Here is a 22,230-nt window from a genome sequence, read left to right on the forward strand (position 1 = left end):
GCCGCGATGACTGCCACGGGAAAGGCGCTGCCCACCGCGCCGAACCTGATCGAACTGGCGATCGGCGGGATGACCTGCGCGTCCTGCGCCGCCCGGATCGAGAAGAAGCTCAACCGGATGGACGGCGTCGAGGCGACCGTGAACTACGCCACCGAGAAGGCCACCGTCCGGTACGCCGACGACATCGCGCCGGCCGACCTGATCGCCACCGTCGAGAAGACCGGCTACACCGCAGTGGTGCCGCCGCCGCCCGAGCAGGCGGACGCCGCCACGGCCGGGGAGCCGGTGGACGAGCTGCGCACGGCGCGTACGCGGCTCTGGGTCTCCGCCGTGCTCACCCTGCCGGTGATCGTGCTCGCCATGGTTCCGGCCTGGCAGTTCGACTACTGGCAATGGGCCTCGCTCACCCTGGCCGCCCCGGTGGTGGTCTGGGGCGGGCTGCCGTTCCACCGCGCCGCGCTGGTCAACCTGCGGCACGGCGCCGCGACCATGGACACGCTCGTCTCGCTCGGCACGCTGGCCGCGTTCGGCTGGTCGCTCTGGGCCCTGTTCCTCGGCACCGCCGGCATGCCCGGGATGACGCACGCGTTCAGCTTCGCCATTACCCGCGGCGACGGAGCCGGCAACATCTACCTGGAGGCCGCCGCCGGGGTGACCGTGTTCATCCTGGCCGGGCGGTATTTCGAGGCCCGCTCCAAGCGCACCGCCGGGTCGGCGCTGCGCGCCCTGCTCGAACTCGGCGCCAAGGACGTGGCGGTGCTGCGCGACGGGCAGGAGACCCGGATCCCGGTCGGCCGGCTCGCGGTCGGTGACCGGTTCGTGGTCCGGCCCGGCGAGAAGGTCGCCACCGACGGCGTGGTCGAGGAGGGCACGTCGGCGGTCGACGCCAGCATGCTCACCGGCGAGTCCGTGCCGGTCGAGGTGGGGCCCGGCGACGCCGTGGTCGGCGCGACTGTGAACGCCGGCGGCCGGCTGGTGGTCCGGGCCACCCGGATCGGCGGCGACACGCAGCTCGCCCAGATGGCGCGGCTGGTGGAGCAGGCGCAGACCGGCAAGGCGGCGGTGCAGCGGCTCGCCGACCGGATCTCCGGCGTGTTCGTGCCGATCGTGATCGCGCTGGCCGCCGGCACGCTCGGCTGGTGGCTCGGCACCGGCTCCGGGCCGACCGCCGCGTTCACCGCCGCGGTGGCCGTACTGATCATCGCCTGCCCGTGCGCGCTCGGCCTGGCCACGCCGACCGCGCTGCTCGTCGGCACCGGGCGCGGCGCGCAGCTCGGTGTGCTGATCAAGGGGCCGGAGGTGCTGGAGTCCACCCGCCGGGTCGACACAGTGGTGCTGGACAAGACCGGCACCGTCACCACCGGCCGGATGGCGCTGGCCGAGGTGCTGCCGGCCGACGGAGAGGACGCCGCCGAGCTGCTCCGGGTGGCCGGCGCGCTGGAGGCCGCCTCCGAGCACCCGATCGCGCGCGCCGTCGCCGAGGCTGCGGCCGAGGCCGGGGCACTGCCGCCGGTCGGCGAGTTCGCCAACGCCGAAGGGCTGGGCGTGACCGGCACCGTCGACGGCCGGACCGTGGTGGTCGGCCGGGCCCGGCTGCTGCGGGAGCGGGGTCTCGACGTACCCGAGGAGGTCGTGCGGGCCGCGACCGGCGCGGAGGCCGCCGGGCGGACGGCGATCCTGGCCGGCTGGGACGGGCGGGCCCGCGGTGTGCTCGCGGTGGCCGACGCGGTGAAGCCGACCAGCCGGGCGGCGGTCGCCCGGCTGCGTGAGCTGGGCCTGAAGCCGGTGCTGCTCACCGGCGACAACACCACTGTGGCGAAGGCGGTGGCGGCCGAGGTCGGCATCGACGAGGTGATCGCGGAGGTGCTGCCCGCCGACAAGGTCGACGTGGTCGAGCGGCTCCAGCGCGAGGGCCGGGTGGTCGCCATGGTCGGCGACGGGGTGAACGACGCCGCCGCGCTGGCCCGGGCCGACCTCGGGCTGGCCATGGGCACCGGCACCGACGCGGCCATCGAGGCCGCCGACCTGACGCTGGTCCGGGGCGACCTGATGGTCGCGGCGGACGCCATCCGGCTCTCCCGCCGGACGCTGGCGATCATCAAGGGCAACCTGTTCTGGGCGTTCGCCTACAACGTCGCGGCGCTGCCGCTGGCGGCGGCCGGGCTGCTCAACCCGATGCTCGCCGGGGCGGCCATGGCGTTCTCGTCGGTCTTCGTGGTGGGCAACAGCCTGCGGCTGCGGCGCTTCCGCCCGATCGGGTGAGGGGGTTGAGCCGACGGCCGACGGGGTAACCAGTTGTCGTCAGGCAACCGCATCAGTGGAGGTCATCATGGGTCTGGACGACAAGATCGACAACGCTTCCCAGGACACCGCGGGCAAGGTCAAGGAGGGCGTCGGCCGGGCGACCGACAACGAGCGCCTCGAGGCCGAGGGCCGCAACGACCAGGCGGGCGCCAAGCTCAAGCAGGCCGGCGAGAAGATCAAGGACGCCTTCAAGAGCTGAGTACGCGACGCACACACACCACCGGGTCGGCCCACGGGCCGGCCCGGAGTGCTGTCCAGGCGCGGGTCAGCGCGGCCGGTCACCGGCCAGGCGCGCGGCGCGTACCTCCAGGTAACGCCGTTCCGGCAGGCTCGTGGTGGCCCGCGCGGCGGCCAGGTACGCGGCCCGGGCCGCCGTACGGTCGCCGGCCAGGTCGAGCAGGTGCGCGCGGACGGCTGCGAGCCGGTGGTGGCCCGCGGTCCGGTCGTCGCCGTCGAGCGTGGCCAGCAGCGCCAGCCCGGCACGCGGGCCGTCCACCATGGCCACCGCGACGGCCTGGTTGAGCGTGACCATCGGGTTCGGCGCGACCCGCGCGAGCACCCGGTAGAGCGCGACGATCTGCCGCCAGTCGGTGTCCTCGGCGGTGGGCGCCTCCGCGTGCACCGCGGCGATCGCCGCCTGCACCTGGTACGGCCCCGGCGCCGACCAGGTGAGCGCCTCGGTCACCAGCGCCGCCCCCTCGGCGGTCGCGTCCCGGTCCCACCGCCCGCGGTCCTGCTCGGCCAGCGGCACCAGCTCGCCGTCCGGCCCGGTACGGGCGGCCCGGTGCGCGTCGGTGAGCAGCATCAGCGCCAGCAGCCCGGCCACCTCGCCGTCGTCCGGCAGCAACCGGCGCAGCTCCCGGGTCAGCCGGATCGCCTCCCCGGTCAGCTCGGCCCGGTGCAGCGCCTCGCCGCTGGACGCGGTGTAGCCCTCGTTGAAGATCAGGTAGAGCACGCGCAGCACCGCGCCCAGCCGCTCGTCCCGGTCGGCCGGCGAGGGCAGCGTGAAACGCGCGCCGGCCGCCTCGATCCGCTGCTTCGCCCTGCGGATCCGCTGGCTCATCGTCGCCTCCGGCACCAGGTACGCGCGGGCGATCTCGGCCGTACTCAACCCGCCCACGGCACGCAGCGTGAGCGCCACCTGCCCGCTCACCGGCAACGCCGGATGACAGCAGAGGAACAGCAGCTTCAGCGTGTCGTCGGCGCCGGGCGGCTCCTCGTCGGCGGGCGGGGCGACCGCCGCGTACGCGGGCTGCCGGACCGCCACCGCCACCTCGCGTTCCCGGCGGGCGTGCTCGCTGCGCCACTCGTCGGTGAGCCGGCGCGTGGCGACGGTGACCAGCCAGGAGCGGGGATGGTCCGGCAGGCCCTGCTCCGGCCACTGCACGGCGGCGGCGAGCAGCGCCTCCTGGACGGCGTCCTCGCAGGCGTAGAACTGGCCGTGACGGCGGACCAGCACGCCGAGGACCTGCGGCGCGAGCGTGCGCAGCAGGTCCTCGACCACAGGTGCTGTCACATCTCCGTCCCGGCCTGCTCCATCACCGCGCGCACCTCCAGCACGCCGAAACCGTGCCGGACGTCCGGCCAGCGCGCGGCGATCTCGGCGGCCCGTTCCGGGGTCTCGCAGTCGACGGTCAGGTAGCCGGCGAACTGCTCCTTGCTCTCCATGAACGGCCCGTCGGTGATCTCGACGCCGCCGGCCGCCGGGCGGGCCGTACGGGTCTGCGAGGGGTGGGCCAGCGCCTCGCCGCCGACCAGCTCGCCGGACTCGGTCAGCTCCTTCATGATCTCGTCGACCTCACCGAAGATCGCGGTGCGCTCCGCCTCGGTCAGCTCCTCCACGAAGCCGGGCCGGTTCCAGATCAGCAGCATGTACTTCACGGTGCACTCCTCGGATGCGGGCCACCGGCGGTGGCGCCTCGCAGACGGGTCGGAGCCGGTCCGCCCGATCCGACATCATCCCCCGGGAAGTTCAGCGACCCCCGCGAAGCGGACGGCGCGCCGGTCGGCCCGGGTCGAGCGAGGCCCGGTCGGCCGCGCTGGTGCCGGAGACCCAGCCCTGCTCGTCGCGCACCTGGAGCCGGTGCCGGGTGGTGCCCGGGAAGAGCTGGTCGACGCGTTCCCGGACGGCGTCCGAGCGGGCCGCGAGCACCGGCAGCAGGCGGTCGTCGTCGAGTTCCTCGGCCGCCGCCGCGCTCGCCTCCCGCAGCCGGTCGCCGATGCGCAGCGCGAAAGCGTTGAGGAACGACTCGTCGTAGCCCTTCGTGCGCCGCCCACCGGCCCGGCCGCGCTCACCCCGGCCGCGCAGCATCGCGGCGGTGGCCTGCACGAGCAGCGAGGTGTGCAACAGCTCGACCGCCGCCAGGTCGGCCGGGAAGCCGAGCACCGTGGCGAAGCCCAGGTCGTCGGACCACACCGACTCGCACCGGTTCGCCGCCGCCACCTCCTGGATCAGCAGCGCCTTCGCCGCCGCGTACGGGGCGTCGACGCCGATCCGCACGCCGCCCGGGCCGCCGGACCGCTCGGCCCCGGCGTCGAGCAGCGCCGCGTCGATGCTGTGCCGGGCCATCAGCTCCTGCGCCTTCGCGGTGAACGCCTCCGCCTCGGCCGGGTAGCCGGTCGACTCGGCCTTGGCCAGCAGCGCGCGTACCCGGTCGAGCATCCGGGAACCGCTCGGCGTCGCGGCGGCAAGCGCGGTGCCGGCCGAGCCGGGTGGCGGGCGGAGCGCCGCGACCGGCGGCAGCCCCGCCACCAGGACGACCGCGTCGACCGCGTCCCGCAGCGTGGTGATCCGGTCGCCGTCGGCCCGCCGGTCCAGCCAGCCCGCGTCGTCGTCCCAGCGGGCACCGGTCTCGGTGAGCTGTTCGTCGAACCAGGCCGGGACCGGCGCGGGCAGGGTGCGCCGCTGCGCGGCCATCGCGTCGCGCAGCAGCCGGGCGCCGCGCGGGGTGAGCCGCCGGGTGGCGAGCCGGTCCAGGTCCGCGGGCTGCCAGCCACGCGGCCAGAGCCGGCCCACGTCCCGGGTCAGCCGGGCGAGCAGCGCCGCGTCCACTGCTGCGCCGTCGGCGACCACGAGCCCGTCGAGGGCTCGCTCGGCAGCGCGTACGTCGGTGCCGCGCGCGGTCGCGACGGCGGCGTCGAGCAGTTGCTCGGCTGGTGACACGGGTGGCTCTCCCTGGGCTCCGACAGGCGGCAGGTCGTCCACCCCGGCACCGACGGTACCCGGCCGCCCGTTCAACCGTCCGGGCCCGGCGTCCGTACTCCTGCCCGGAGCGGGGCGGGGCGACGGACGGAGATCGACGTGGGCGGGCATGACCGGGGGCTGCACCGGCGACGGCGGAAGTCGCGATCAGGGCGGTTCCTGGCGGTGGTCCTGGTCGGTGCCGCGCTCGCCGCCGGCGGGTACGCCGCGCGGCATCCGGACCTGCTGGACCGCATCGAGGTCCGGCGGACCGTGCCGGCGGCGGCACCGAGCGCGCCCACACCGGGCGCCCGCCCCACGCCGAGCGCCGCGCCGACGCCGGTCCCGGCGGCCGGCCGGGTGGCCCCCGGCATCGGCTATCCGGCCCGGGGCGCCGGCACCTTCCGGACCGCCGACACGGTCGGCGCGGTCGCCGGTAGCGCCGGTGAGCTGCTGCGCTACCGGGTCGCGGTCGAGGACGGCATCCGCAACGTGGACGTGGACCGCTTCGCCCGGGACGTGGCCGCCACCCTCGCCGACCGGCGCGGCTGGACCGGCGACGGCCGGTGGCGGCTGCAACGGGTGGGCCGCGACGACCGGGCCGACTTCACGGTGCTGCTCACCACGCCGGTGACGCGCGGGCGGTTGTGCGGCGACCCGAGCGACCGCTACACGTCCTGCCGCAACGGCGACCGGGTGGTGATCAACGTGGCCCGCTGGGTGTACGGGGTGCCGCACGTCAGCGATCTCTCCCGGTACCGGCAGTACCTGCTCAACCACGAGGTCGGTCACCGGCTGGGCCGCGGCCACGAGCGCTGCCCCCGCGCCGGTGGCCCGGCGCCGGTGATGGTGCAGCAGACGCTCGGCCTGCACGGCTGCACGCCGAACCCGTGGCCGCTGGTGGGCGGGGAACCGCTGGCCGGGCCGCCCGGTCAGTACGACGACCCGGTCCCGGCCGGCGACCGCTGAGCCGGCCCGGCGGCCGGGCCGACGCGTGGCCCGGCCGGGCCGTCACCGGGAGAACGAGGCCCAGATGTTCTTGGTCTTCTCGGTGGCGTACCAGCCCACGTCCAGCGAGACCGACTGGGCCAGGAACAGGCCCCGCCCGCCCGAGTCCGTCGGGCTGATGTCGGTCAGCTCCGGCACCGAACTGACGTCGTGGTCGGCCACGTCGAGCAGGAACCGGTCGTCGGTGGCGAGCAACGTGATGATCGTGGGCGGGCGGCCGTGCCGCAACGCGTTGCTCGCCAGTTCGGTGGCGACCAGCACGACCAGGTGCGGCACCTCGTCCAGGTCCTCACCCTGCACCAGCCCGTGCCGGTTCAGCGCCTCGCGCAGCGACGCGCGCAGGCCGCGCAGATCCTCGGGACTGTCAAGCACCCATCGCTCCAGCTCCGAGGCCTGTGGTGGCGGCGGCGAGGTGCGCAACTGTCCCATGATCTGGCTTTACCCTGCGTAGCCGTTCGTTAAGCAGATCAGCGCCGCAGCAGCGCGAAGACGCCCCACCCCAGGTACTCGCGCTGGAAGCGGACGTACCGCAGCGGATCCTCGGTCAGCTCCCGCCGCAGTTCCGGGGCCAGTTCGTCGTCCGGGTTGGCGTCGAGCCAGCGGCGCAGGTTCAGCCAGTGCGCGGCGGCGTACCGGTCCCAGCTGTCCTGGTCGGCGAGGACCATCTCGACCAGATCCCAGCCGCAGTCGCCGAACGACGCGACCAGGCCGGGCAGGTCGGTGAACTCGTCGCGGGACCGGGCGTGCGAGCCGGTGACCGCCTCGTCGTCCGGCGGGTCCCGCCGCCAGTAGGGCTCGCCGACGAGCGCCATGCCTCCCGGCCGCAACGCCCGGTCGAGCAGCTCCAGCGTCCCGGGCACCCCGCCGCCGATCCAGGTCGCGCCGACGCAGGCGGCCACGTCGACCGGCCGCTCCGGGGTGTACGCCGCGGCGTCGCCGTGCACGAAACGTACCCGGTCGGCCACGCCCAGTTCGGCGGCGCGTTCCCGGGCGGCGGCGGTGAAGACGGTGCTCAGGTCGACCCCGGTGCCGGTGATCCCGTGGTCCCGGGCCCAGGTGCAGAGCAGTTCCCCCTTGCCGCTGCACAGATCCAGCAGCTCGTCGCCGGGGCGCAATCGGATCGCCCGGCCCAGTGTGGCCAGCTTGACGTCGTCGATCGGGTTGAGGACGCGCAGCTCGCCCTCGCGGATGGTGAACTGGCGCGGCAGGTCCGGTGAGGTCATCCGTGGAGGGTGCCGCCGCCCGGTGACGCGGAGCAACGGAATTCCGGTCTGGGCCGGTCCGGGTGTCCTGGGGTACGGTCACCGCATGGTGGTCGAGGAACACTGGTGGAACGGCGTCAGCAACCCTCGCGGACGGCGCGACGTATACATCCGTACCGACGGAAGCCAGTGGCAGGTCCAGGCGCAGATCGGCGGGGCGAGCGGCCGGTCGAAGATTCAGCAGTGCCCGAGCCGCGGCTCGGCGACGATCCTGGCCGGCGCGTGGCGTGCGAGCGGCTCCGGCTGGCGCGAGATGCCGCGCTGACCGCACGCTCAGTCACGAGGGCCGTGCACAGCGCGTTCGACGAGTGACTCGGCGACCTCCCGCAGCTTGCGGTTGGAGTCCTGGGACACCCGGGCCAGAATGGCGAACGCCTCGTCGGCCGTGCAGCGACGCTGTCCCATGATGATGCCCTTCGCCTGCTCGATCACGGCCCGGCTCTGCATCGCCTCCTGCATCTGCTGCGCCAGCGTGGCCGTGCTCTCGTAGAGGTGGACGTTCGCGAGCGCGATCGCGGCGTACCCGGCCAGCGTCTGTGCCAGCTCGACCTGCCGGTCCAGGACGCCCGGCGCCGCGCCGTAGATGTTCAGCGCGCCGACCACGGCCTCCTGGATGGGCAGGCCGATGGAGAGCGAACTGGCGGCGCCCGCCCCGTGCGCCCGGGCCGCCCACTCCGGCCAGCGGCTCTCCGCCGCCATGTCCGACACCAGCATGGCGGTGCCGGTGGTGGCGGCGTCCAGGCACGGGCCGCGGCCGTGGGCGTACTGCCACTCGTCGAGCGTCAGCGCCAGCGCGCCGGTGTACGCGGCGGTGTGCGCCTGCGTGCCCTGGACCAGGGTGACCGACACCTCGGCGGTCCCGGGCAGGGTGTCCTTGGCGACTTGGACGATGGTCGACAGCACCACGTCGAGGTCGACCTCGTCGTACTTGATCCGACCGAGTCTGATCAGGGCAGCGGCGAGGTCGGGGTGGGCCTGCGGCATGAGCGGGTGACGTCCTTGGGGGAAGCGGCGGGGATCGGCCCGTGGTGACGGACCGGCACCCCGATACCGGCATGGTTCGGGACCGGCGCCGCTTCTTGACGCTCGTTCGTGACGCCCCGGACGGGACGTCGACGATCAGGACAACTCTACGACCCGGAGCGGGTCGGTAGGACGGGACGTGCCCACCCGTCGGCGGCGGCCGGTAACGCGGGCCGATCGACGACCTCGAACGCGGTGAGCGTGCCGGTGACGCCGAGGACGCGCCGGACCACCTGGGAGGGCCGGTGCAGGACCAGCCGCCGGCCGTGTCCGGTGAGCACCCGCTGCGCCAGCACCAGCGCATTCGTGCCGTACGCGCCGAAGAAGCTGACCTCTGCCAGGTCGATCACCACGAGCGGGGCGGGTGCCGCGACGGCGGACTCCACGAGTTCCGTGAGCAGGTGGGCGTTGCTGAGGTCCACCTCGCCGGCCACCGAGATCTGGGTCACGTCCGTGCCCACGTGGCAGCTCAGCCACATGATCGGCTGTTCGTCGGACACGGCACCCCCACCTCAACGTCCGAGGAGCTCCCGGCGGCGCTCGCCGGGAGCAGGAGGGCGCATGTCTTGACCCGTACCCGAAGATACGCCGACGGGGTGGACATCGCAGCGTGGGACGAGTTCGGACCCACCGGTCCCGGGTACCGTCATCGCAACGAGCGCTGCCGATGATCCCCGTCAGGACAGGACGAGAGCATGGAAGCCCCCCGCATCGACCCCGGCGAAGCCCTCGCGGAGCTGAGCCGGATCCGGCTCGACGAGGTGGCGCTCGACGCCGTCCTGGCTCGCGTCGCCGACCTGGCGAACCGGGCGGTGCCGGGCAGCGCCGAGGTGTCCGTCTCCCTGGTGCAGGCCGGCGCGAACCGGGCCATCGCCTACACCAGCGACCTGGCCCGCAGCCTCGACGAGTGGCAGTACGAGCACGACGACGGCCCCTGCCTGGACGCCTCGGTCAGCGCGGTGAGCATCTCCTTGCCCGACCTGACCGACGAGCCGCGCTGGCCCGGCTGGGCGGCGCGGGCCCGCGCCGCGGGCATGCAGAGTTCGCTGTCGATCGGGCTGCCGATCCAGGAGGCGGTCACCGGGGCACTCAACGTCTACGGGGGCACGACACACGCGTTCGACAAGGCGTCGATCGAGCTGGCGGAGGAGTTCGCCGCGTACGCGGCGGTGGCGCTCGCCAACGCCCACCTCTACGAGAGCACCGCGACGCTGGCCCGGCAGATGCAGGAGGCGATGCGCAGCCGGGCCGTGATCGAGCAGGCCAAGGGCATCATCATGGGGCAGCGGCGCTGCTCGGCCGAAGAGGCGTTCACGCTGCTCGCCAAGCTCTCCCAGGACTCCAACCGCAAGCTGCGCGAGGTGGCCGAGGCGCTCGTCTCGAAGGCCGCCGCCCGCTGACCCGCCCACGTCGTCACGGGGCGTGAAACCGTCGTGAAACCGCGCTGATCCCGCCGGCCGCCACGGTTGCGGGCATGACGACGACTACCTCCCCCGGCGCGATGATCGAGGCGTCCGGGCTGCGCAAGGCGTACCGGAGACAGGTGGTGCTCGACGGTGTCGACCTGCGCGTACCCGAGGCCACTGTCTTCGCGCTGCTCGGCCCGAACGGCGCCGGCAAGACCACCACCGTGCAGATCCTCTCCACGCTGATCCGCCCCGACGCCGGCACCGTCCGGGTCGCCGGCCACGAGCTGACCGCCGAACCGGACCGGGTACGCGCCGCGATCGGTGTGACGGGCCAGTTCTCCGCCGTCGACGCGCTGCTCACCGGCGCGGAGAACCTGCGGCTGATGACCGACCTGCGGCACCTCGGCCGGGTCGAGGGACGGCGGGTGGTGGACGACCTGCTGGCCCGCTTCGACCTGACCGATGCGGCGGGCAAGCCGGTGGCGGCGTACTCGGGCGGGATGAAGCGCCGGCTGGACCTGGCGATGACGCTCGTCGGCCGCCCCCGGCTGATCTTCCTGGACGAGCCGACGGCCGGCCTGGACCCGCGCAGCCGCCGGGCCATGTGGCAGATCGTCCGGGAACTGGTGGTCGAGGGCGCCACCGTCTTCCTCACCACCCAGTACCTGGAGGAGGCTGACCACCTGGCCGACCGGGTCGCGCTGCTCGACGGCGGTCGCCTGGTCGCCGAGGGCAGCCCGGCCGAGCTGAAGCGGCTGGTGCCCGGCGGCCACGTACGCCTGCACTTCACCGACGCGGCGCACCTGGCCGCGGCGGCCGGGCTGTTCCCGGCGGCCACCCGGCACGACGACGACCTCACCCTGCGAGTGCCGGGCGACGGGAGCGTCAACGGGGTACGGGCGCTGCTCGACCGGCTCGACGAGGCCGGTGTCGCGGTCGAGTCGCTGAGCCTGCACACCCCCGATCTGGACGACGTCTTCCTGGCCCTCACCGGCCACCCCACCGAGGAGAAGGTGACCGCATGAGCACGCTCGCCCACACCGTCGCGGATTCGGCGACCATGCTGCGCCGCAACCTGAAGCACGCGGTGCGCTACCCGTCGTTGACAGTCATGGTGATCGCCCTGCCGGTGATCTTCCTGCTGCTGTTCGTCTACGTCTTCGGCGGCACGCTCGGCAACGGGCTCGGCGGTGTGGCCGGGGGCCGGTCCGCGTACGCCGACTACGTGACCCCCGGCATCCTGTTGCTCGCCATGGCCGGCGCAGCACAGGGCACCGCGATCGCCGTGGCCATGGACATGACCGAGGGCATCGTGGCCCGGTTCCGCACCATGTCCATCGCCCGCGCGGCGGTGCTCACCGGCCACGTGGTGGGCGCGGTGACGCAGACGTTGCTCGGGCTGGTGGTGGTGGTCGCCGTGGCGTTGCTGGTCGGCTTCCGGCCGGACGCCGGTCCGGCGCAGTGGCTCGCGGTGAGCGGATCGCCCCCGCCCAGGTCGTCGCCGGGGGACCGGCCCAGTACGCCAGTCCCGCCTCCGCCTCGGCGAGGGCGGCCGCGTGCTCACCCGCGCGGGCGTGCCGGGCCGCCGCCGAGGCGTGCCGCAGCACCGCCGCCGCGTCCACCTGCGCGTCGGTGAGCGCCAGCCGGTAGCCGGTGGCGGTCCGGACGATCAGGTCGGCGCCCAGCTCGGCGCGGGCCCGGGAGACCAGGATCTGCAACGCCTTCACCGGATGCCGGGGCGGATCGTCCGGCCAGAGCGCGTCCACCAGCGCGCCGGTGCCGCAGCCGGAGCCGAGCCGGTCGGCCAGCAGCGCCAGCAGGCCGCGCAGCCGGGCGCCGCCGACCGGCACACCCCGGCAGACCACGTCCGACAGCAGGGTCAGTTCGGTGGTCACCGGGCCAGCGTAGGCGGCGGACCGGCCCGTCACGGTCCCCGCGCCGGGTGGGTGCGTGAAGGCGGCGTGAAAAGCGGCGGGTGGCCCGTACCGGATGTGTCAAAGCCGTCGACCGTCCGCACCCGGCCCGGCTGGTATGGCCCGCAAAGCACGTACTGACGCGGGAGGCGGAAGTGGTACGAGATCGGGCGGACGGGTGCACCGGATTCCGGGTGGCCGCCGGTGCCGTCGTGGTGGTGGGCGCGGCGCTGGTGGCGGCCGGGGTTTTCGGGCCGGACGAGCGGCCCGGGCGGGTCCTGGTGATGGCGGGCGTCGTCGGGGCGTACGCCGCTGTGGTGGCCGATCTGCGCGCGGTCGCGGCGGTGGCCGCGTTGGGTGCGGCGGTCTTCGTCGGTTTTCTGGCGCACCGGTACGGCGAGCTGATCGGGGCGGGTGATGCCTGGTCCCGGGCCGTGCCGATCGGGTTCGCCGCGGTGCTCGGCACCGGCTACCGGCATCTCCGGTCGATCGGCGCCGAGGCCCGTGCGGTGACCCGGATCACCGGCCACGGAGGCGGCGTGAAAAGCGCGTCAAGAAACCGCGGCCCCGCGTGATGGTCGCGTCAAGAACCCTGTCCGTCCGGCGGATCCGGCGTTGTGATTGCCCGGCGCGGCCGGGAGGCGGTCGCGAGGACATCTTCCGCTAGGAGAGATCAGCCGTGTCTGACGTGCTGTTCGTGTTGCTGACGGTGGGGCTGTTCGCGGCTCTCGCCCTCGTGGTGAGGGGCGTGGAGAAGCTGTGAGCGCCGTCAACGCCGTCGGCCTGGTGCTGGCGATCGGCCTGGGCGTGTTCCTGGTCGTCGCCCTGCTGTTCCCGGAGCGCTTCTGATGAGCATGACCACAGCCGGCGTGCTCTTCGTCCTGTCGCTGGTGGCGGCGCTGGTCGCCGTGCACCGGCCGTTCGGCGACCACATGTACCGCGTGGTCGCCGGAACCCGGTCGTCCCTCCTCGAGCGGGGGATCTACCGCCTGGTCGGGGTCAATCCGGCCGCCGAGCAGACCTGGGGCGTGTACGCCCGCTCGGTGCTGGCCTTCTCGGCCGTCTCCCTGTTGTTCCTGTACGCGTTCCAGCGCCTGCAGAACCACCTCTGGCTCTCGCTGGGCTTCGACCCGGTGGTGCCGCACGGTGCCTGGAACACCGCCGTGTCGTTCGTGACCAACACGAACTGGCAGTGGTACTCGGGTGAGTCGACGATGGGCCACCTGGTGCAGATGGCCGGCCTGGCGGTGCAGAACTTCGTCTCGGCCGCTGTCGGCATCGCCGTGGCGGTGGCGCTGGTCCGGGGTTTCGCCCGCAGCCGCACCGGCGAGCTGGGCAACTTCTGGGTCGACCTGACCCGGGTCACGCTGCGGATCCTGCTGCCGATCGCGGTGCTCGGCGCGCTCGCGCTGATGCTCGGCGGCGTGGTGCAGAACCTGTCCGGCGGCACCGACGTGACCACGCTGACCGGCGGCACCCAGACCGTCACCGGCGGGCCGGTGGCGAGCCAGGAGGTCATCAAGGAGCTGGGCACCAACGGCGGCGGCTTCTACAACGCCAACAGTGCCCACCCGTTCGAGAACCCGACCGCGTGGACGAACTGGCTGGAGATCTTCCTGATCCTGGTGATCCCGTTCAGCCTGCCGCGGGTCTTCGGCCGGATGGTGGGCCAGAAGCGGCAGGGCTACGCGATCGTCGCCGTGATGGCGATCCTGGCGGTCGCCAGCATCACTCTCACCAACGTCTTCGAGCTGACCGGCGACGGCACCGTGCCGCAGGCGGTCGGCGCCGCGCTGGAGGGCAAGGAGGTGCGCTTCGACGTGTCGAACTCGGCCACGTTCGCGGCGGCCACCACGCTCACCTCCACCGGCGCGGTCAACTCGTTCCACGACTCGTACACCGCGTTGGGCGGCATGATGACGCTGGGCAACATGATGCTCGGCGAGGTCGCCCCCGGCGGCGTCGGCGCCGGCCTGTACGGGCTGCTGATCCTCGCGGTGATCACGGTGTTCGTGGCCGGCCTGATGGTCGGGCGCACCCCGGAGTACCTGGGCAAGAAGATCGGCGCGCGCGAGATCAAGTTCGCCTCGATGTACTTCCTGATCACCCCGGCGCTGGTGCTCGCCGGCACCGCTGCCGCGTTCGCCACCGGCAACGCCTCGACAGCGCTGAACGTCGGGCCGCACGGTCTGTCCGAAGTGCTCTACGCGTTCACCTCGGCGAGCAACAACAACGGCTCCGCGTTCGCCGGCATCACGGTGAACACGCCGTGGTGGAACATCGCGCTCGGGCTCTGCATGCTGCTCGGCCGGTTCCTGCCGATCATCTTCGTGCTCGCCCTGGCCGGCTCGCTGGCCCGCCAGCAACCCACACCCGCCTCCGAGGGCACCCTGCCGACCCACCGGCCGCTGTTCGTCGGCATGGTCGTCGGCGTCACCGTGGTCCTCGTCGCGCTCACCTTCCTTCCCGCACTCGCGCTCGGCCCGCTGGCCGAAGGGCTGTGACCACCATGAGAGACAAGGACATGACCGCACCTCTCCAGACCGCCGACGCGCCGGTCCCCGGCACGCCGGGCCGCCGCGACGGCCGGGTCGGCGGCGGACTGCTCGACCCTCGCCAGTTGCTCCGGTCGTTGCCGGACGCGCTGCGCAAGCTCGACCCGCGCACGCTGTGGCGCAACCCGGTGATGCTGATCGTGGAGATCGGCGCGCTGTTCACCACAGTGCTCGCGGTGGCCGACCCGTCCGTCTTCGCGATCGCGATCACCGTCTGGCTCTGGCTCACCGTGATCTTCGCGAACCTGGCCGAGGCGGTCGCCGAGGGACGCGGCAAGGCGCAGGCCGACACGCTGCGTCGGGCCAAGCAGGACACCGTCGCCACCCGCCTGGTCGGCTGGACGCCGGGTGCCGCCGCGAACGCGTACCGGGACGAGGCGGTGCCCGCGCCGCAGCTGCGGCAGGGCGACGTCGTCCTGGTCGAGGCCGGGCAGGTCATCCCCGGTGACGGCGACGTGGTCGAGGGCATCGCCAGCGTCGACGAGTCGGCGATCACCGGCGAGTCCGCCCCGGTGATCCGGGAGTCCGGCGGCGACCGCAGCGCGGTCACCGGCGGCACCCGGGTCCTCTCCGACCGGATCGTCGTGCGGATCACCCAGAAGCCGGGCGAGAGCTTCATCGACCGGATGATCGCGCTGGTCGAGGGCGCCAACCGGCAGAAGACGCCGAACGAGATCGCACTGAACATCCTGCTGGCCGCGCTGACGATCATCTTCCTGCTCGCCGTCGTCACGCTCCAGCCCATGGCGATCTTCGCCAAGGGTTACCAGGCCGCCGCGCCCGACACCGCGGCGATCACCGACTCCGGCGTCACCGGCGTCGTACTCGTGTCGCTTCTGGTCTGTCTCATCCCGACCACCATCGGCGCGCTGCTGTCCGCGATCGGCATCGCCGGCATGGACCGGCTCGTGCAGCGCAACGTGCTGGCGATGAGTGGCCGGGCGGTCGAGGCGGCGGGCGACGTCAACACGCTTCTGCTGGACAAGACCGGCACGATCACGCTCGGCAACCGGCAGGCCGCCGAGTTCCTGCCGGTGACCGGCGTGGACGCCGCCACGCTCGCCGACGCGGCGCAACTGTCCAGCCTGGCCGACGAGACCCCCGAGGGCCGGTCGGTGGTGGTGCTGGCGAAGAACGAGTTCGGGCTGCGCGAGCGCGAGCCCGGCCTCATCCCGCACGCCACGTTCGTGCCGTTCACCGCGCAGACCCGGATGAGCGGCGTCGACCTGGACGCCGACGGCGACATCAGGCACGTCCGCAAGGGCGCCGCCGCCGCGGTGATGAAGTGGGTACGCGACAACGGCGGCCACCCGACCGAACAGGTCGGTGAACTGGTCGACGCGATCAGCGGCACCGGCGGCACGCCGCTCGTGGTGGCCGAGCACGTGGCCGGGGAGCCGGCCCGGGCGCTCGGCGTCATCCACCTCAAGGACGTGGTGAAGGCCGGGATGCGGGAGCGCTTCGACGAGATGCGCCGGATGGGCATCCGGACCGTGATGATCACCGGCGACAACCCGCGTACCGCGAAGGCGATCGCCGACGAGGCGGGCGTGGACGACTTCCTCGCCGAGGCCACGCCGGAGGACAAGCTCGCGCTGATCAGGAAGGAGCAGGAGGGCGGCCGGCTCGTCGCCATGACCGGTGACGGCACGAACGACGCGCCCGCGCTGGCCCAGGCGGACGTCGGCGTCGCCATGAACACCGGCACGTCGGCCGCCAAGGAGGCCGGCAACATGGTCGACCTCGACTCCGACCCGACCAAGCTGATCGAGATCGTGGAGATCGGCAAGCAGTTGCTGATCACCCGGGGCGCGCTGACGACGTTCAGCATCGCCAACGACATCGCGAAGTACTTCGCGATCATCCCGGCCATGTTCGCCGGGATCTACCCGTCGCTGGACCGGCTCAACATCATGCGCCTGGCCAGTCCCGAGTCGGCGATCCTCTCCGCCGTCGTCTTCAACGCGATAGTCATCGTGGCGTTGATCCCGCTGGCCCTGCGCGGCGTGCGCTACCGCCCGGCCAGCGCCTCGACGCTGCTGCGCCGCAACCTGTGGCTCTACGGCCTCGGCGGCATCGTGGTGCCGTTCGCCGGCATCAAGCTCATCGACCTGCTCGTCCAGTTCGTCCCGGGGATCTCGTGATGCGCCTTCCCAGTTGGCTCTCCCAGCACCTGGCCGCTCTGCGCGCGGTGCTCGTCTTCACCGTGCTGCTCGGCCTGGTCTACCCGCTCGCCCTGGTCGCCGTGGGCCGGCTGCCCGGCCTCGACGGCAGGGCCGACGGCTCACTGCTCACCGTCGGCGGCCGGACCGTCGGCAGCTCACTGATCGGCCAGTCGTTCACCGACGCGGACGGCAACCCCGTCCCGCGCTACTTCCAGTCCCGCCCGTCGGCCGCCGGGGACGGCTACGACCCGACCGCCACCGCGGCGAGCAACCTCGGCCCGGAGAGCGTGGTGGACACGCTCACCGGCGACGAGGAGACCTCGGCGCAGAGCCTGCTCACCCAGGTCTGCGCCCGCAGCAAGGCGGTCGGCGAACTGGACGGCGTGGACGGGCGGCGCCCGTACTGCACGCCGGACGGGGTGGGCGCGGTGCTGGCCGTGTTCCGCGCCGACGGCCTCACCGGCCCGATCACCCGCGTGGTGAGCGTCAACCAGGCCGCGCCCGCGACGCCGTTCCTCACCACCTGGCAGGGCGTGCCGGTGGAGGCGGCCCGGCCCGGCCACGACTACGTGGCCGAGGGCGGCATCGTCACCCCGGTACGCGGGGACGCCCCGGCGCGCCCCGCCGTACCGGCCGACGCGGTCACCGCCGGCGGCAGCGGCCTCGACCCGCACATCTCCCCGGCGTACGCGGAGATTCAGGTGACCCGGGTGGCGCGGGAGCGCGCCGCGGACCCGGCGGCGGTACGGCGGCTGGTCGCCGAGCACACCACCGGGCGGGCGCTGGGCTTCATGGGTGAGCCCGGTGTGAACGTGCTGGAACTCAACCTCGCGCTGGACGAGGCGTTCCCGGCGCGCTGACGCGACAGTGACCGGAGCGGCCCCGGGGAAGACCCGGGGCCGTTCCCGGCCGGTCAGGGAGGATGGACGCTGTGGGCAGGGGTGAACTGCGGATCTATCTCGGGGCCGCCCCGGGCGTCGGCAAGACGTACGCCATGCTGGAGGAGGCCCAGCGCCGGGCCGAGCGCGGCACCGACGTGGTGGTCGGCCTGGTCGAGACGCACGGCCGCCGGCACACCGCCGAGATGATCGGCGATCTGGAGGTGGTGCCGCGCCGCTCGATGACCTACCGGGGCGTCGAGTTCACCGAGATGGACCTGGACGCGGTGCTGGCCCGGCGGCCCGAGGTGGTCGTGGTCGACGAGCTGGCCCACACCAACGTGCCCGGCTCCCGCCACGACAAGCGCTGGCAGGACGTGCAGGTGCTGCTCGACGCCGGGATCAGCGTGCTCTCCACCGTCAACGTGCAGCACCTGGAGTCGCTCAACGACGTGGTCGCGCAGATCACCGGCACCACCCAGCGGGAGACCGTGCCGGACCAGGTGGTCCGGGCCGCCGAGCAGGTCGAGCTGGTGGACATGACGCCGGAGGCGCTGCGCCGCCGGATGGCGCACGGCAACATCTACCGGCCCGACAAGATCGACGCCGCGCTGGGCAACTACTTCCGGGTCGGCAACCTCACCGCGCTGCGCGAACTGGCGCTGCTCTGGCTGGCCGACAAGGTCGACGAGCAGCTCGACGCGTACCGGGCCCAGCAGGGCATCTCCGACACCTGGGAGGCGCGGGAACGAGTAGTCGTCGCGCTCACCGGCGGCCCGGAGGGCGAGACGCTGATCCGCCGGGCCGCCCGGATCGCCGCCCGCAGCAAGGGCGCCGACCTGCTCGCCGTGCACGTGGCCCGCAGCGACGGGCTGGCCGGCGCCGACCCGGCCCAGCTCGCCCGGCAGCGGGTGCTGGTGGAGAGCCTCGGCGGCACGTACCACCAGGTGCTCGGCACCGACATCCCGGCATCGCTGCTCGACTTCGCCCGGGGCGTCAACGCCACCCAGCTCGTGCTCGGCGCGAGCCGCCGGGGCCGGTTCGCGCAGGTGTTCGCCCGGGGCGTCGGGGTGACCACCACCGCGCTGTCCGGCCCGATCGACGTGCACCTGGTCACCCACCCGCAGGCGGGACGCGGGCGCCGGGGCACGGCCGTGCCCGCCGCGCTGTCCCGGCGGCGACGGCTGATCGGGTACGCGCTCGCGGTGCTCGGCATGCCGCTGCTCACGCTCGTGCTGCGGACGCTGCCCGACCTCACCCTCACCAACGACATCCTGCTGTTCCTCGCCGGTGTGGTGGGCGTGGCGCTGGTCGGCGGGCTGTGGCCCGCGCTGGTCGCCGCGCTCGGCGGCTCGCTGCTGCTCAACTGGTTCTTCACCCCGCCGTACCGGACGCTGACCATCGCCGAGGCGGACAACCTGCTCGCCCTGGGCGTGTTCGTCGGCGTCGCCATCGCGGTGAGCTGGGTGGTCGACGTGGCGGCCCGGCGTACCCGGGAGGCGGCCCGGGCCTCCGCCGACGCGCAGACCCTGGCCACCGTCGCGGGCAGCGTGCTGCGCGGCGAACGCCCGCTGCCCGCGCTGCTGGACCGGCTGCGGGAGACGTTCGGACTGCGCGCGGTGAGCGTGCTGGAGCTGACCGACGAGGCCGGTGGCCGCCCGGCGCGCGCCCGGGAGGCGGACGCCTGGCGGGTGGTGGCGAGCGTCGGCGAGCGGCCGCCCGGCAGCCCGAGCGCGGGCGAGACGGTGGTGCCGGTCGACGACCGGCTCAGCGTGGTGCTCGCCGGCCGGCGGCTGGAGGCGGCCGACCGGCGGGTGGTCGAGGCGTTCGCCGCGCAGGCCGCCGTCGCGCTGCGCCAGGAACGGCTGGCCGAGGAGGCCGCCACCGCCCGCCCGCTCGCCGCCGCCGACCGGATGCGGACCGCGCTGCTCGCGGCGGTCAGCCACGACCTGCGTACGCCGCTGGCGTCCGCCAAGGCGGCGGTGAGCAGCCTGCGCAGTCACGACGTCGAGTTCGACGCGGACGACCGGGAGGAACTGCTCGCCACCGCCGACGAGTCGCTGGACCGGCTGGGCCGGCTGGTGGCGAACCTGCTCGACATGAGCCGGTTGCAGGCCGGGGCGCTGGGCGTGAGCGCCACCGCGATCGGGCTGGAGGACGCCGTACCCCTGGCGCTGGACGAGCTGGGCCCGGCGGCGGCCGAGGTGACCACCGACATCCCGGCCGACCTGCCGGCGGCGCTGGCCGACCCGGGCCTGCTGGAGCGGGTGCTGGTCAACATCGTGGCGAACGCGCTGCGGCACAGCCCGCCCGGACACCCGCCGACGATCACCGGCAGTGCGCACGCCGGGCAGGTCGAGCTGCGGGTGATCGACACCGGGCCGGGCATCCCGGCGGACCAGTGGGAGCACGTCTTCCTGCCGTTCCAGCGCCTCGGCGACCGGGACAACCAGACCGGTGTCGGCCTGGGCCTGGCGCTGTCCCGGGGACTGGCCGAGGCGATGGGTGGCAGCATCACCCCGGAGACCACGCCCGGTGGCGGTCTCACCATGGTGCTGCGGCTGCCGGCCGCCACCCAGCCGGAAGGGCCGCGGGAATGACCCGGATCCTGGTCGTCGACGACGAGCCGCAGATCCTGCGCGCGCTGCGGATCAACCTGCGGGCCCGGGGCTACGACGTCGAGGTGGCCGACAGCGGCGCCGCCGCGCTCAAGGCCGCCGCCGGTCACCCGCCGGACCTGGTGGTGCTCGACCTCGGCCTGCCCGACCTGGACGGCACCGAGGTCATCCGGGGGCTGCGCGGCTGGACCGCCGTGCCGATCATCGTGCTCTCCGGCCGGGCCGGCAGCGAGGACAAGGTGGCGGCGCTCGACGCGGGCGCCGACGACTACGTGACCAAGCCGTTCGGGGTCGACGAACTGCTCGCCCGCATCCGGGCGGTGACCCGGCGCCTCGCCCCCGCCTCGCCCGCCGTGCCCGCGCTGCGGATCGGCCGCAACACCGTCGACCTGGCCGACCGGACCGTCACCCGGGACGACGGCGTCGAGGTCAAGCTCACCCCCACCCAGTGGGCCATGCTGGAGAAGCTGCTGCGCAACCCGGGCAAGCTGGTCAGCCAGCGCCAGTTGCTGCACGACGTGTGGGGGCCGGAGTACCACCACGAGACGAACTACCTGCGGCAGTACATGGCCCAGTTGCGGCGCAAGCTGGAGGACGACCCGGCCCGGCCCCGCCACCTGATCACCGAACCGGGGATGGGTTACCGCTACCGCCCCTGACGTTTGCGCGAGCCTCGGCGGGGGACTCGGCGAGCCGGCCGAGCAGCGGGGGAGGGGCATGGCGGACAACCGGTCCTCGGAGGGGTTCGGCCGCCGCCTGGACGAGCACGCCATCGACGCCGGCGCGGCCGAGCCGGAGCGACCCGACGGTCTGGTCGACAGCGGCGTCTACGTCGGCGGCGTACGCCGGGCGTCGCCGATGAGCCTCGCCGACACGTACCGCTGCCTGCAACAGCTCGACGACGCGATGGCCTGGATCGGGCTGCGCCGGCCGGGCCGGGAGGAGGTCGCCTCGCTCGCGGCCGAGTTCCAGCTCCCCGACCTGGCCGTCGAGGACGCGATCAACGCCCACCAGCGCCCCAAGCTGGAACGCTACGGCGACACCCTGTTCGTGGTGCTGCGGGCCGCCCGCTACCTGGACGAGCGGGACGCGGTCGAGTTCGCCGAACTGCACCTGTTCCTCGGCCCCGGTTTCGTGATCACGGTCCGGCACGGCGGCACACCTGACCTGGCCGGGGTGCGGCGGCGGCTGGAGGCCGAACCCGAGGTGCTCGCGCTCGGCCCGGAAGCCGTGCTCTACGCCGTGCTCGACCGGGTGGTGGACGGCTACGCGCCGGTGGTCGCCGGGCTGGAGAACGACATCGACGAGATCGAGACCGAGGTGTTCGGCGGCGACCCGAACGCCAGCCGCCGCATCTACGAGCTGAGCCGCGAGGTGATCCAGTTCCAGCGGGCCGCCCGGCCGCTGCTGAAGGTGGTCGACGCGCTCACACACGGCTTCGACAGGTACGGCACGGACGAGGAACTGCGCCGCCGGCTGCGCGACGTGGCCGACCACCTGACCCAGGTGGTGGAGCGGGTGGACGGGTTCCGGCACCTGCTCCAGAACATCCTCACCGTCAACGCCACGCTGGTGTCGCAGGCACAGAACGAGGAGATGCGCAGCCTGACCGCGGCGAGCTTCGAGCAGAACGAGGAGATCAAACGGGTCTCCGCGTGGGCGGCGATCCTGTTCGCGCCCACCCTGATCGGCACCGTCTACGGGATGAACTTCAGCCACATGCCGGAGCTGGACTGGCGGTACGGCTACCTGTTCGCGGTGGCCCTGATGCTTGCCGTCTGCGGCGCGCTCTACCTGCTGTTCAAGCGCCGCGGCTGGCTGTGAGCCGGGCCGGGCGCGCCTCGGCCGCAGCAGTTCGCCGTCGGTGATCCACTAAAGTGTCCGGGTGGCTACCCCCTGTCGTGCGCGCGTCGT

22 protein-coding genes are annotated in these 22,230 nt (G+C 73.5%); 15 read left to right on the forward strand and 7 right to left on the reverse strand.

What is annotated here, in order from left to right:
• Positions 1–6: 6 nt before the first annotated feature.
• Positions 7–2,262, forward strand: coding sequence for a cation-translocating P-type ATPase (locus EAD96_RS12945; protein ID WP_120571950.1), 2,256 nt, complete (start codon positions 7–9; stop codon positions 2,260–2,262).
• Between the two features lie 67 nt (positions 2,263–2,329).
• Positions 2,330–2,503, forward strand: coding sequence for a CsbD family protein (locus tag EAD96_RS12950; RefSeq protein ID WP_013283784.1), 174 nt, complete (start codon positions 2,330–2,332; stop codon positions 2,501–2,503).
• Positions 2,504–2,569: 66 nt separating this feature from the next.
• Here the strand turns inward: EAD96_RS12950 and EAD96_RS12955 are convergent, their stop codons facing one another.
• The 3 genes from EAD96_RS12955 to EAD96_RS12965 all read right to left on the reverse strand — a co-directional run bounded on the left by EAD96_RS12955 (position 2,570) and on the right by EAD96_RS12965 (position 5,467).
• Positions 2,570–3,820 (reverse strand): RNA polymerase sigma factor, encoded by a 1,251-nt coding sequence (locus EAD96_RS12955; RefSeq protein ID WP_121684423.1) that lies wholly within the window; start codon positions 3,818–3,820, stop codon positions 2,570–2,572.
• Complete coding sequence (locus tag EAD96_RS12960; RefSeq protein ID WP_233585707.1) at positions 3,817–4,176, reverse strand: YciI family protein; 360 nt, start codon at positions 4,174–4,176, stop codon at positions 3,817–3,819. Before EAD96_RS12960 ends, EAD96_RS12955 begins: the two co-directional genes overlap by 4 nt.
• A 100-nt stretch (positions 4,177–4,276) precedes the next feature.
• Entirely contained in the window at positions 4,277–5,467 is a 1,191-nt protein-coding gene (locus EAD96_RS12965) for a DUF2786 domain-containing protein (RefSeq protein ID WP_121684424.1), read from the reverse strand.
• A gap of 138 nt (positions 5,468–5,605) precedes the next feature.
• Between EAD96_RS12965 and EAD96_RS12970 the strand changes: the two genes are divergently transcribed.
• Entirely contained in the window at positions 5,606–6,454 is an 849-nt protein-coding gene (locus tag EAD96_RS12970) for a DUF3152 domain-containing protein (protein ID WP_199733155.1), read from the forward strand.
• A gap of 42 nt (positions 6,455–6,496) precedes the next feature.
• On the opposite strand, the gene EAD96_RS12975 is transcribed toward EAD96_RS12970, so the two are convergent.
• Positions 6,497–6,922, reverse strand: coding sequence for an ATP-binding protein (locus EAD96_RS12975; RefSeq protein WP_120571945.1), 426 nt, complete (start codon positions 6,920–6,922; stop codon positions 6,497–6,499).
• 38 nt (positions 6,923–6,960) lie between these two features.
• Positions 6,961–7,716, reverse strand: a complete 756-nt coding sequence (locus EAD96_RS12980) for a cyclopropane-fatty-acyl-phospholipid synthase family protein (RefSeq protein WP_120571944.1) — start codon at positions 7,714–7,716, stop codon at positions 6,961–6,963.
• 85 nt (positions 7,717–7,801) lie between these two features.
• Here EAD96_RS12980 and EAD96_RS12985 point away from each other — a divergent pair, with 85 nt between their 5' ends.
• Entirely contained in the window at positions 7,802–8,020 is a 219-nt protein-coding gene (locus EAD96_RS12985; protein WP_120574013.1) for a hypothetical protein, read from the forward strand.
• A gap of 8 nt (positions 8,021–8,028) precedes the next feature.
• On the opposite strand, the gene EAD96_RS12990 is transcribed toward EAD96_RS12985, so the two are convergent.
• Together EAD96_RS12990 and EAD96_RS12995 are read right to left on the reverse strand one after the other, a co-directional pair.
• On the reverse strand, positions 8,029–8,739 hold the full coding sequence (locus tag EAD96_RS12990; protein ID WP_121684426.1) for a GAF and ANTAR domain-containing protein: 711 nt from the start codon (positions 8,737–8,739) through the stop codon (positions 8,029–8,031).
• Positions 8,740–8,885: 146 nt separating this feature from the next.
• Complete coding sequence (locus EAD96_RS12995) at positions 8,886–9,278, reverse strand: STAS domain-containing protein (protein WP_233585696.1); 393 nt, start codon at positions 9,276–9,278, stop codon at positions 8,886–8,888.
• 195 nt (positions 9,279–9,473) lie between these two features.
• On the opposite strand from EAD96_RS12995, the gene EAD96_RS13000 reads away from it, so the two are divergent.
• The 11 genes from EAD96_RS13000 to EAD96_RS13050 all read left to right on the forward strand — a co-directional run bounded on the left by EAD96_RS13000 (position 9,474) and on the right by EAD96_RS13050 (position 22,140).
• A complete protein-coding gene (locus tag EAD96_RS13000; protein ID WP_121684427.1) occupies positions 9,474–10,178 on the forward strand; it encodes a GAF and ANTAR domain-containing protein in 705 nt (234 codons plus the stop codon).
• A gap of 74 nt (positions 10,179–10,252) precedes the next feature.
• Entirely contained in the window at positions 10,253–11,212 is a 960-nt protein-coding gene (locus EAD96_RS13005) for an ATP-binding cassette domain-containing protein (RefSeq protein WP_121684428.1), read from the forward strand.
• On the forward strand, positions 11,209–11,823 hold the full coding sequence (locus tag EAD96_RS13010) for an ABC transporter permease (RefSeq protein ID WP_121684429.1): 615 nt from the start codon (positions 11,209–11,211) through the stop codon (positions 11,821–11,823). Before EAD96_RS13005 ends, EAD96_RS13010 begins: the two co-directional genes overlap by 4 nt.
• Positions 11,824–12,294: 471 nt before the next feature.
• Positions 12,295–12,675 carry a hypothetical protein gene (locus tag EAD96_RS13015; protein WP_233585698.1) on the forward strand — a complete coding sequence of 127 codons (381 nt, stop codon included), beginning with the start codon at positions 12,295–12,297 and terminating at the stop codon, positions 12,673–12,675.
• A 184-nt stretch (positions 12,676–12,859) separates the two neighbouring features.
• A complete protein-coding gene (gene kdpF, locus EAD96_RS13020) occupies positions 12,860–12,949 on the forward strand; it encodes a K(+)-transporting ATPase subunit F (protein ID WP_036343797.1) in 90 nt (29 codons plus the stop codon).
• Complete coding sequence (gene kdpA, locus EAD96_RS13025; RefSeq protein ID WP_121684430.1) at positions 12,949–14,604, forward strand: potassium-transporting ATPase subunit KdpA; 1,656 nt, start codon at positions 12,949–12,951, stop codon at positions 14,602–14,604. Before kdpF ends, kdpA begins: the two co-directional genes overlap by 1 nt.
• 20 nt (positions 14,605–14,624) lie before the next feature.
• The gene (kdpB, locus tag EAD96_RS13030; RefSeq protein WP_121684431.1) at positions 14,625–16,799 is read left to right on the forward strand and encodes a potassium-transporting ATPase subunit KdpB; all 2,175 of its coding nucleotides are present in this window, start codon (positions 14,625–14,627) and stop codon (positions 16,797–16,799) included.
• Positions 16,799–17,680: a potassium-transporting ATPase subunit C gene (locus EAD96_RS13035; RefSeq protein ID WP_121684432.1), complete on the forward strand. Its 882-nt coding sequence runs from the start codon at positions 16,799–16,801 to the stop codon at positions 17,678–17,680. The genes kdpB and EAD96_RS13035 overlap by 1 nt, the downstream gene beginning before the upstream one ends.
• A gap of 71 nt (positions 17,681–17,751) precedes the next feature.
• A complete protein-coding gene (locus EAD96_RS13040) occupies positions 17,752–20,298 on the forward strand; it encodes a DUF4118 domain-containing protein (RefSeq protein ID WP_120571938.1) in 2,547 nt (848 codons plus the stop codon).
• Positions 20,295–20,975, forward strand: coding sequence for a response regulator (locus EAD96_RS13045; protein WP_091414872.1), 681 nt, complete (start codon positions 20,295–20,297; stop codon positions 20,973–20,975). The genes EAD96_RS13040 and EAD96_RS13045 overlap by 4 nt, the downstream gene beginning before the upstream one ends.
• Positions 20,976–21,033: 58 nt before the next feature.
• Positions 21,034–22,140: a magnesium and cobalt transport protein CorA gene (locus tag EAD96_RS13050; RefSeq protein WP_121684433.1), complete on the forward strand. Its 1,107-nt coding sequence runs from the start codon at positions 21,034–21,036 to the stop codon at positions 22,138–22,140.
• The last annotated feature ends 90 nt before the right edge of the window (positions 22,141–22,230 follow it).

This window comes from Micromonospora sp. BL1, assembly GCF_003667485.1.
GTDB lineage: Bacteria > Actinomycetota > Actinomycetes > Mycobacteriales > Micromonosporaceae > Micromonospora > Micromonospora tulbaghiae.

Bases quoted from the DNA above. Each gene is read 5' to 3' on its own strand.
- EAD96_RS12945 (WP_120571950.1), top strand. From the start codon at position 7: ATGACTGCCACGGGAAAGGCGCTGCCCACCGCGCCGAACCTGATCGAA.
- EAD96_RS12950 (WP_013283784.1), top strand. From the start codon at position 2,330: ATGGGTCTGGACGACAAGATCGACAACGCTTCCCAGGACACCGCGGGC.
- EAD96_RS12960 (WP_233585707.1), bottom strand. From the start codon at position 4,176: ATGCTGCTGATCTGGAACCGGCCCGGCTTCGTGGAGGAGCTGACCGAG.
- EAD96_RS12975 (WP_120571945.1), bottom strand. From the start codon at position 6,922: ATGGGACAGTTGCGCACCTCGCCGCCGCCACCACAGGCCTCGGAGCTG.
- EAD96_RS12980 (WP_120571944.1), bottom strand. From the start codon at position 7,716: ATGACCTCACCGGACCTGCCGCGCCAGTTCACCATCCGCGAGGGCGAG.
- EAD96_RS12985 (WP_120574013.1), top strand. From the start codon at position 7,802: ATGGTGGTCGAGGAACACTGGTGGAACGGCGTCAGCAACCCTCGCGGA.
- EAD96_RS12990 (WP_121684426.1), bottom strand. From the start codon at position 8,739: ATGCCGCAGGCCCACCCCGACCTCGCCGCTGCCCTGATCAGACTCGGT.
- EAD96_RS13000 (WP_121684427.1), top strand. From the start codon at position 9,474: ATGGAAGCCCCCCGCATCGACCCCGGCGAAGCCCTCGCGGAGCTGAGC.
- EAD96_RS13005 (WP_121684428.1), top strand. From the start codon at position 10,253: ATGACGACGACTACCTCCCCCGGCGCGATGATCGAGGCGTCCGGGCTG.
- EAD96_RS13010 (WP_121684429.1), top strand. From the start codon at position 11,209: ATGAGCACGCTCGCCCACACCGTCGCGGATTCGGCGACCATGCTGCGC.
- kdpA (WP_121684430.1), top strand. From the start codon at position 12,949: ATGAGCATGACCACAGCCGGCGTGCTCTTCGTCCTGTCGCTGGTGGCG.
- kdpB (WP_121684431.1), top strand. From the start codon at position 14,625: ATGACCGCACCTCTCCAGACCGCCGACGCGCCGGTCCCCGGCACGCCG.
- EAD96_RS13035 (WP_121684432.1), top strand. From the start codon at position 16,799: ATGCGCCTTCCCAGTTGGCTCTCCCAGCACCTGGCCGCTCTGCGCGCG.
- EAD96_RS13045 (WP_091414872.1), top strand. From the start codon at position 20,295: ATGACCCGGATCCTGGTCGTCGACGACGAGCCGCAGATCCTGCGCGCG.
- EAD96_RS13050 (WP_121684433.1), top strand. From the start codon at position 21,034: ATGGCGGACAACCGGTCCTCGGAGGGGTTCGGCCGCCGCCTGGACGAG.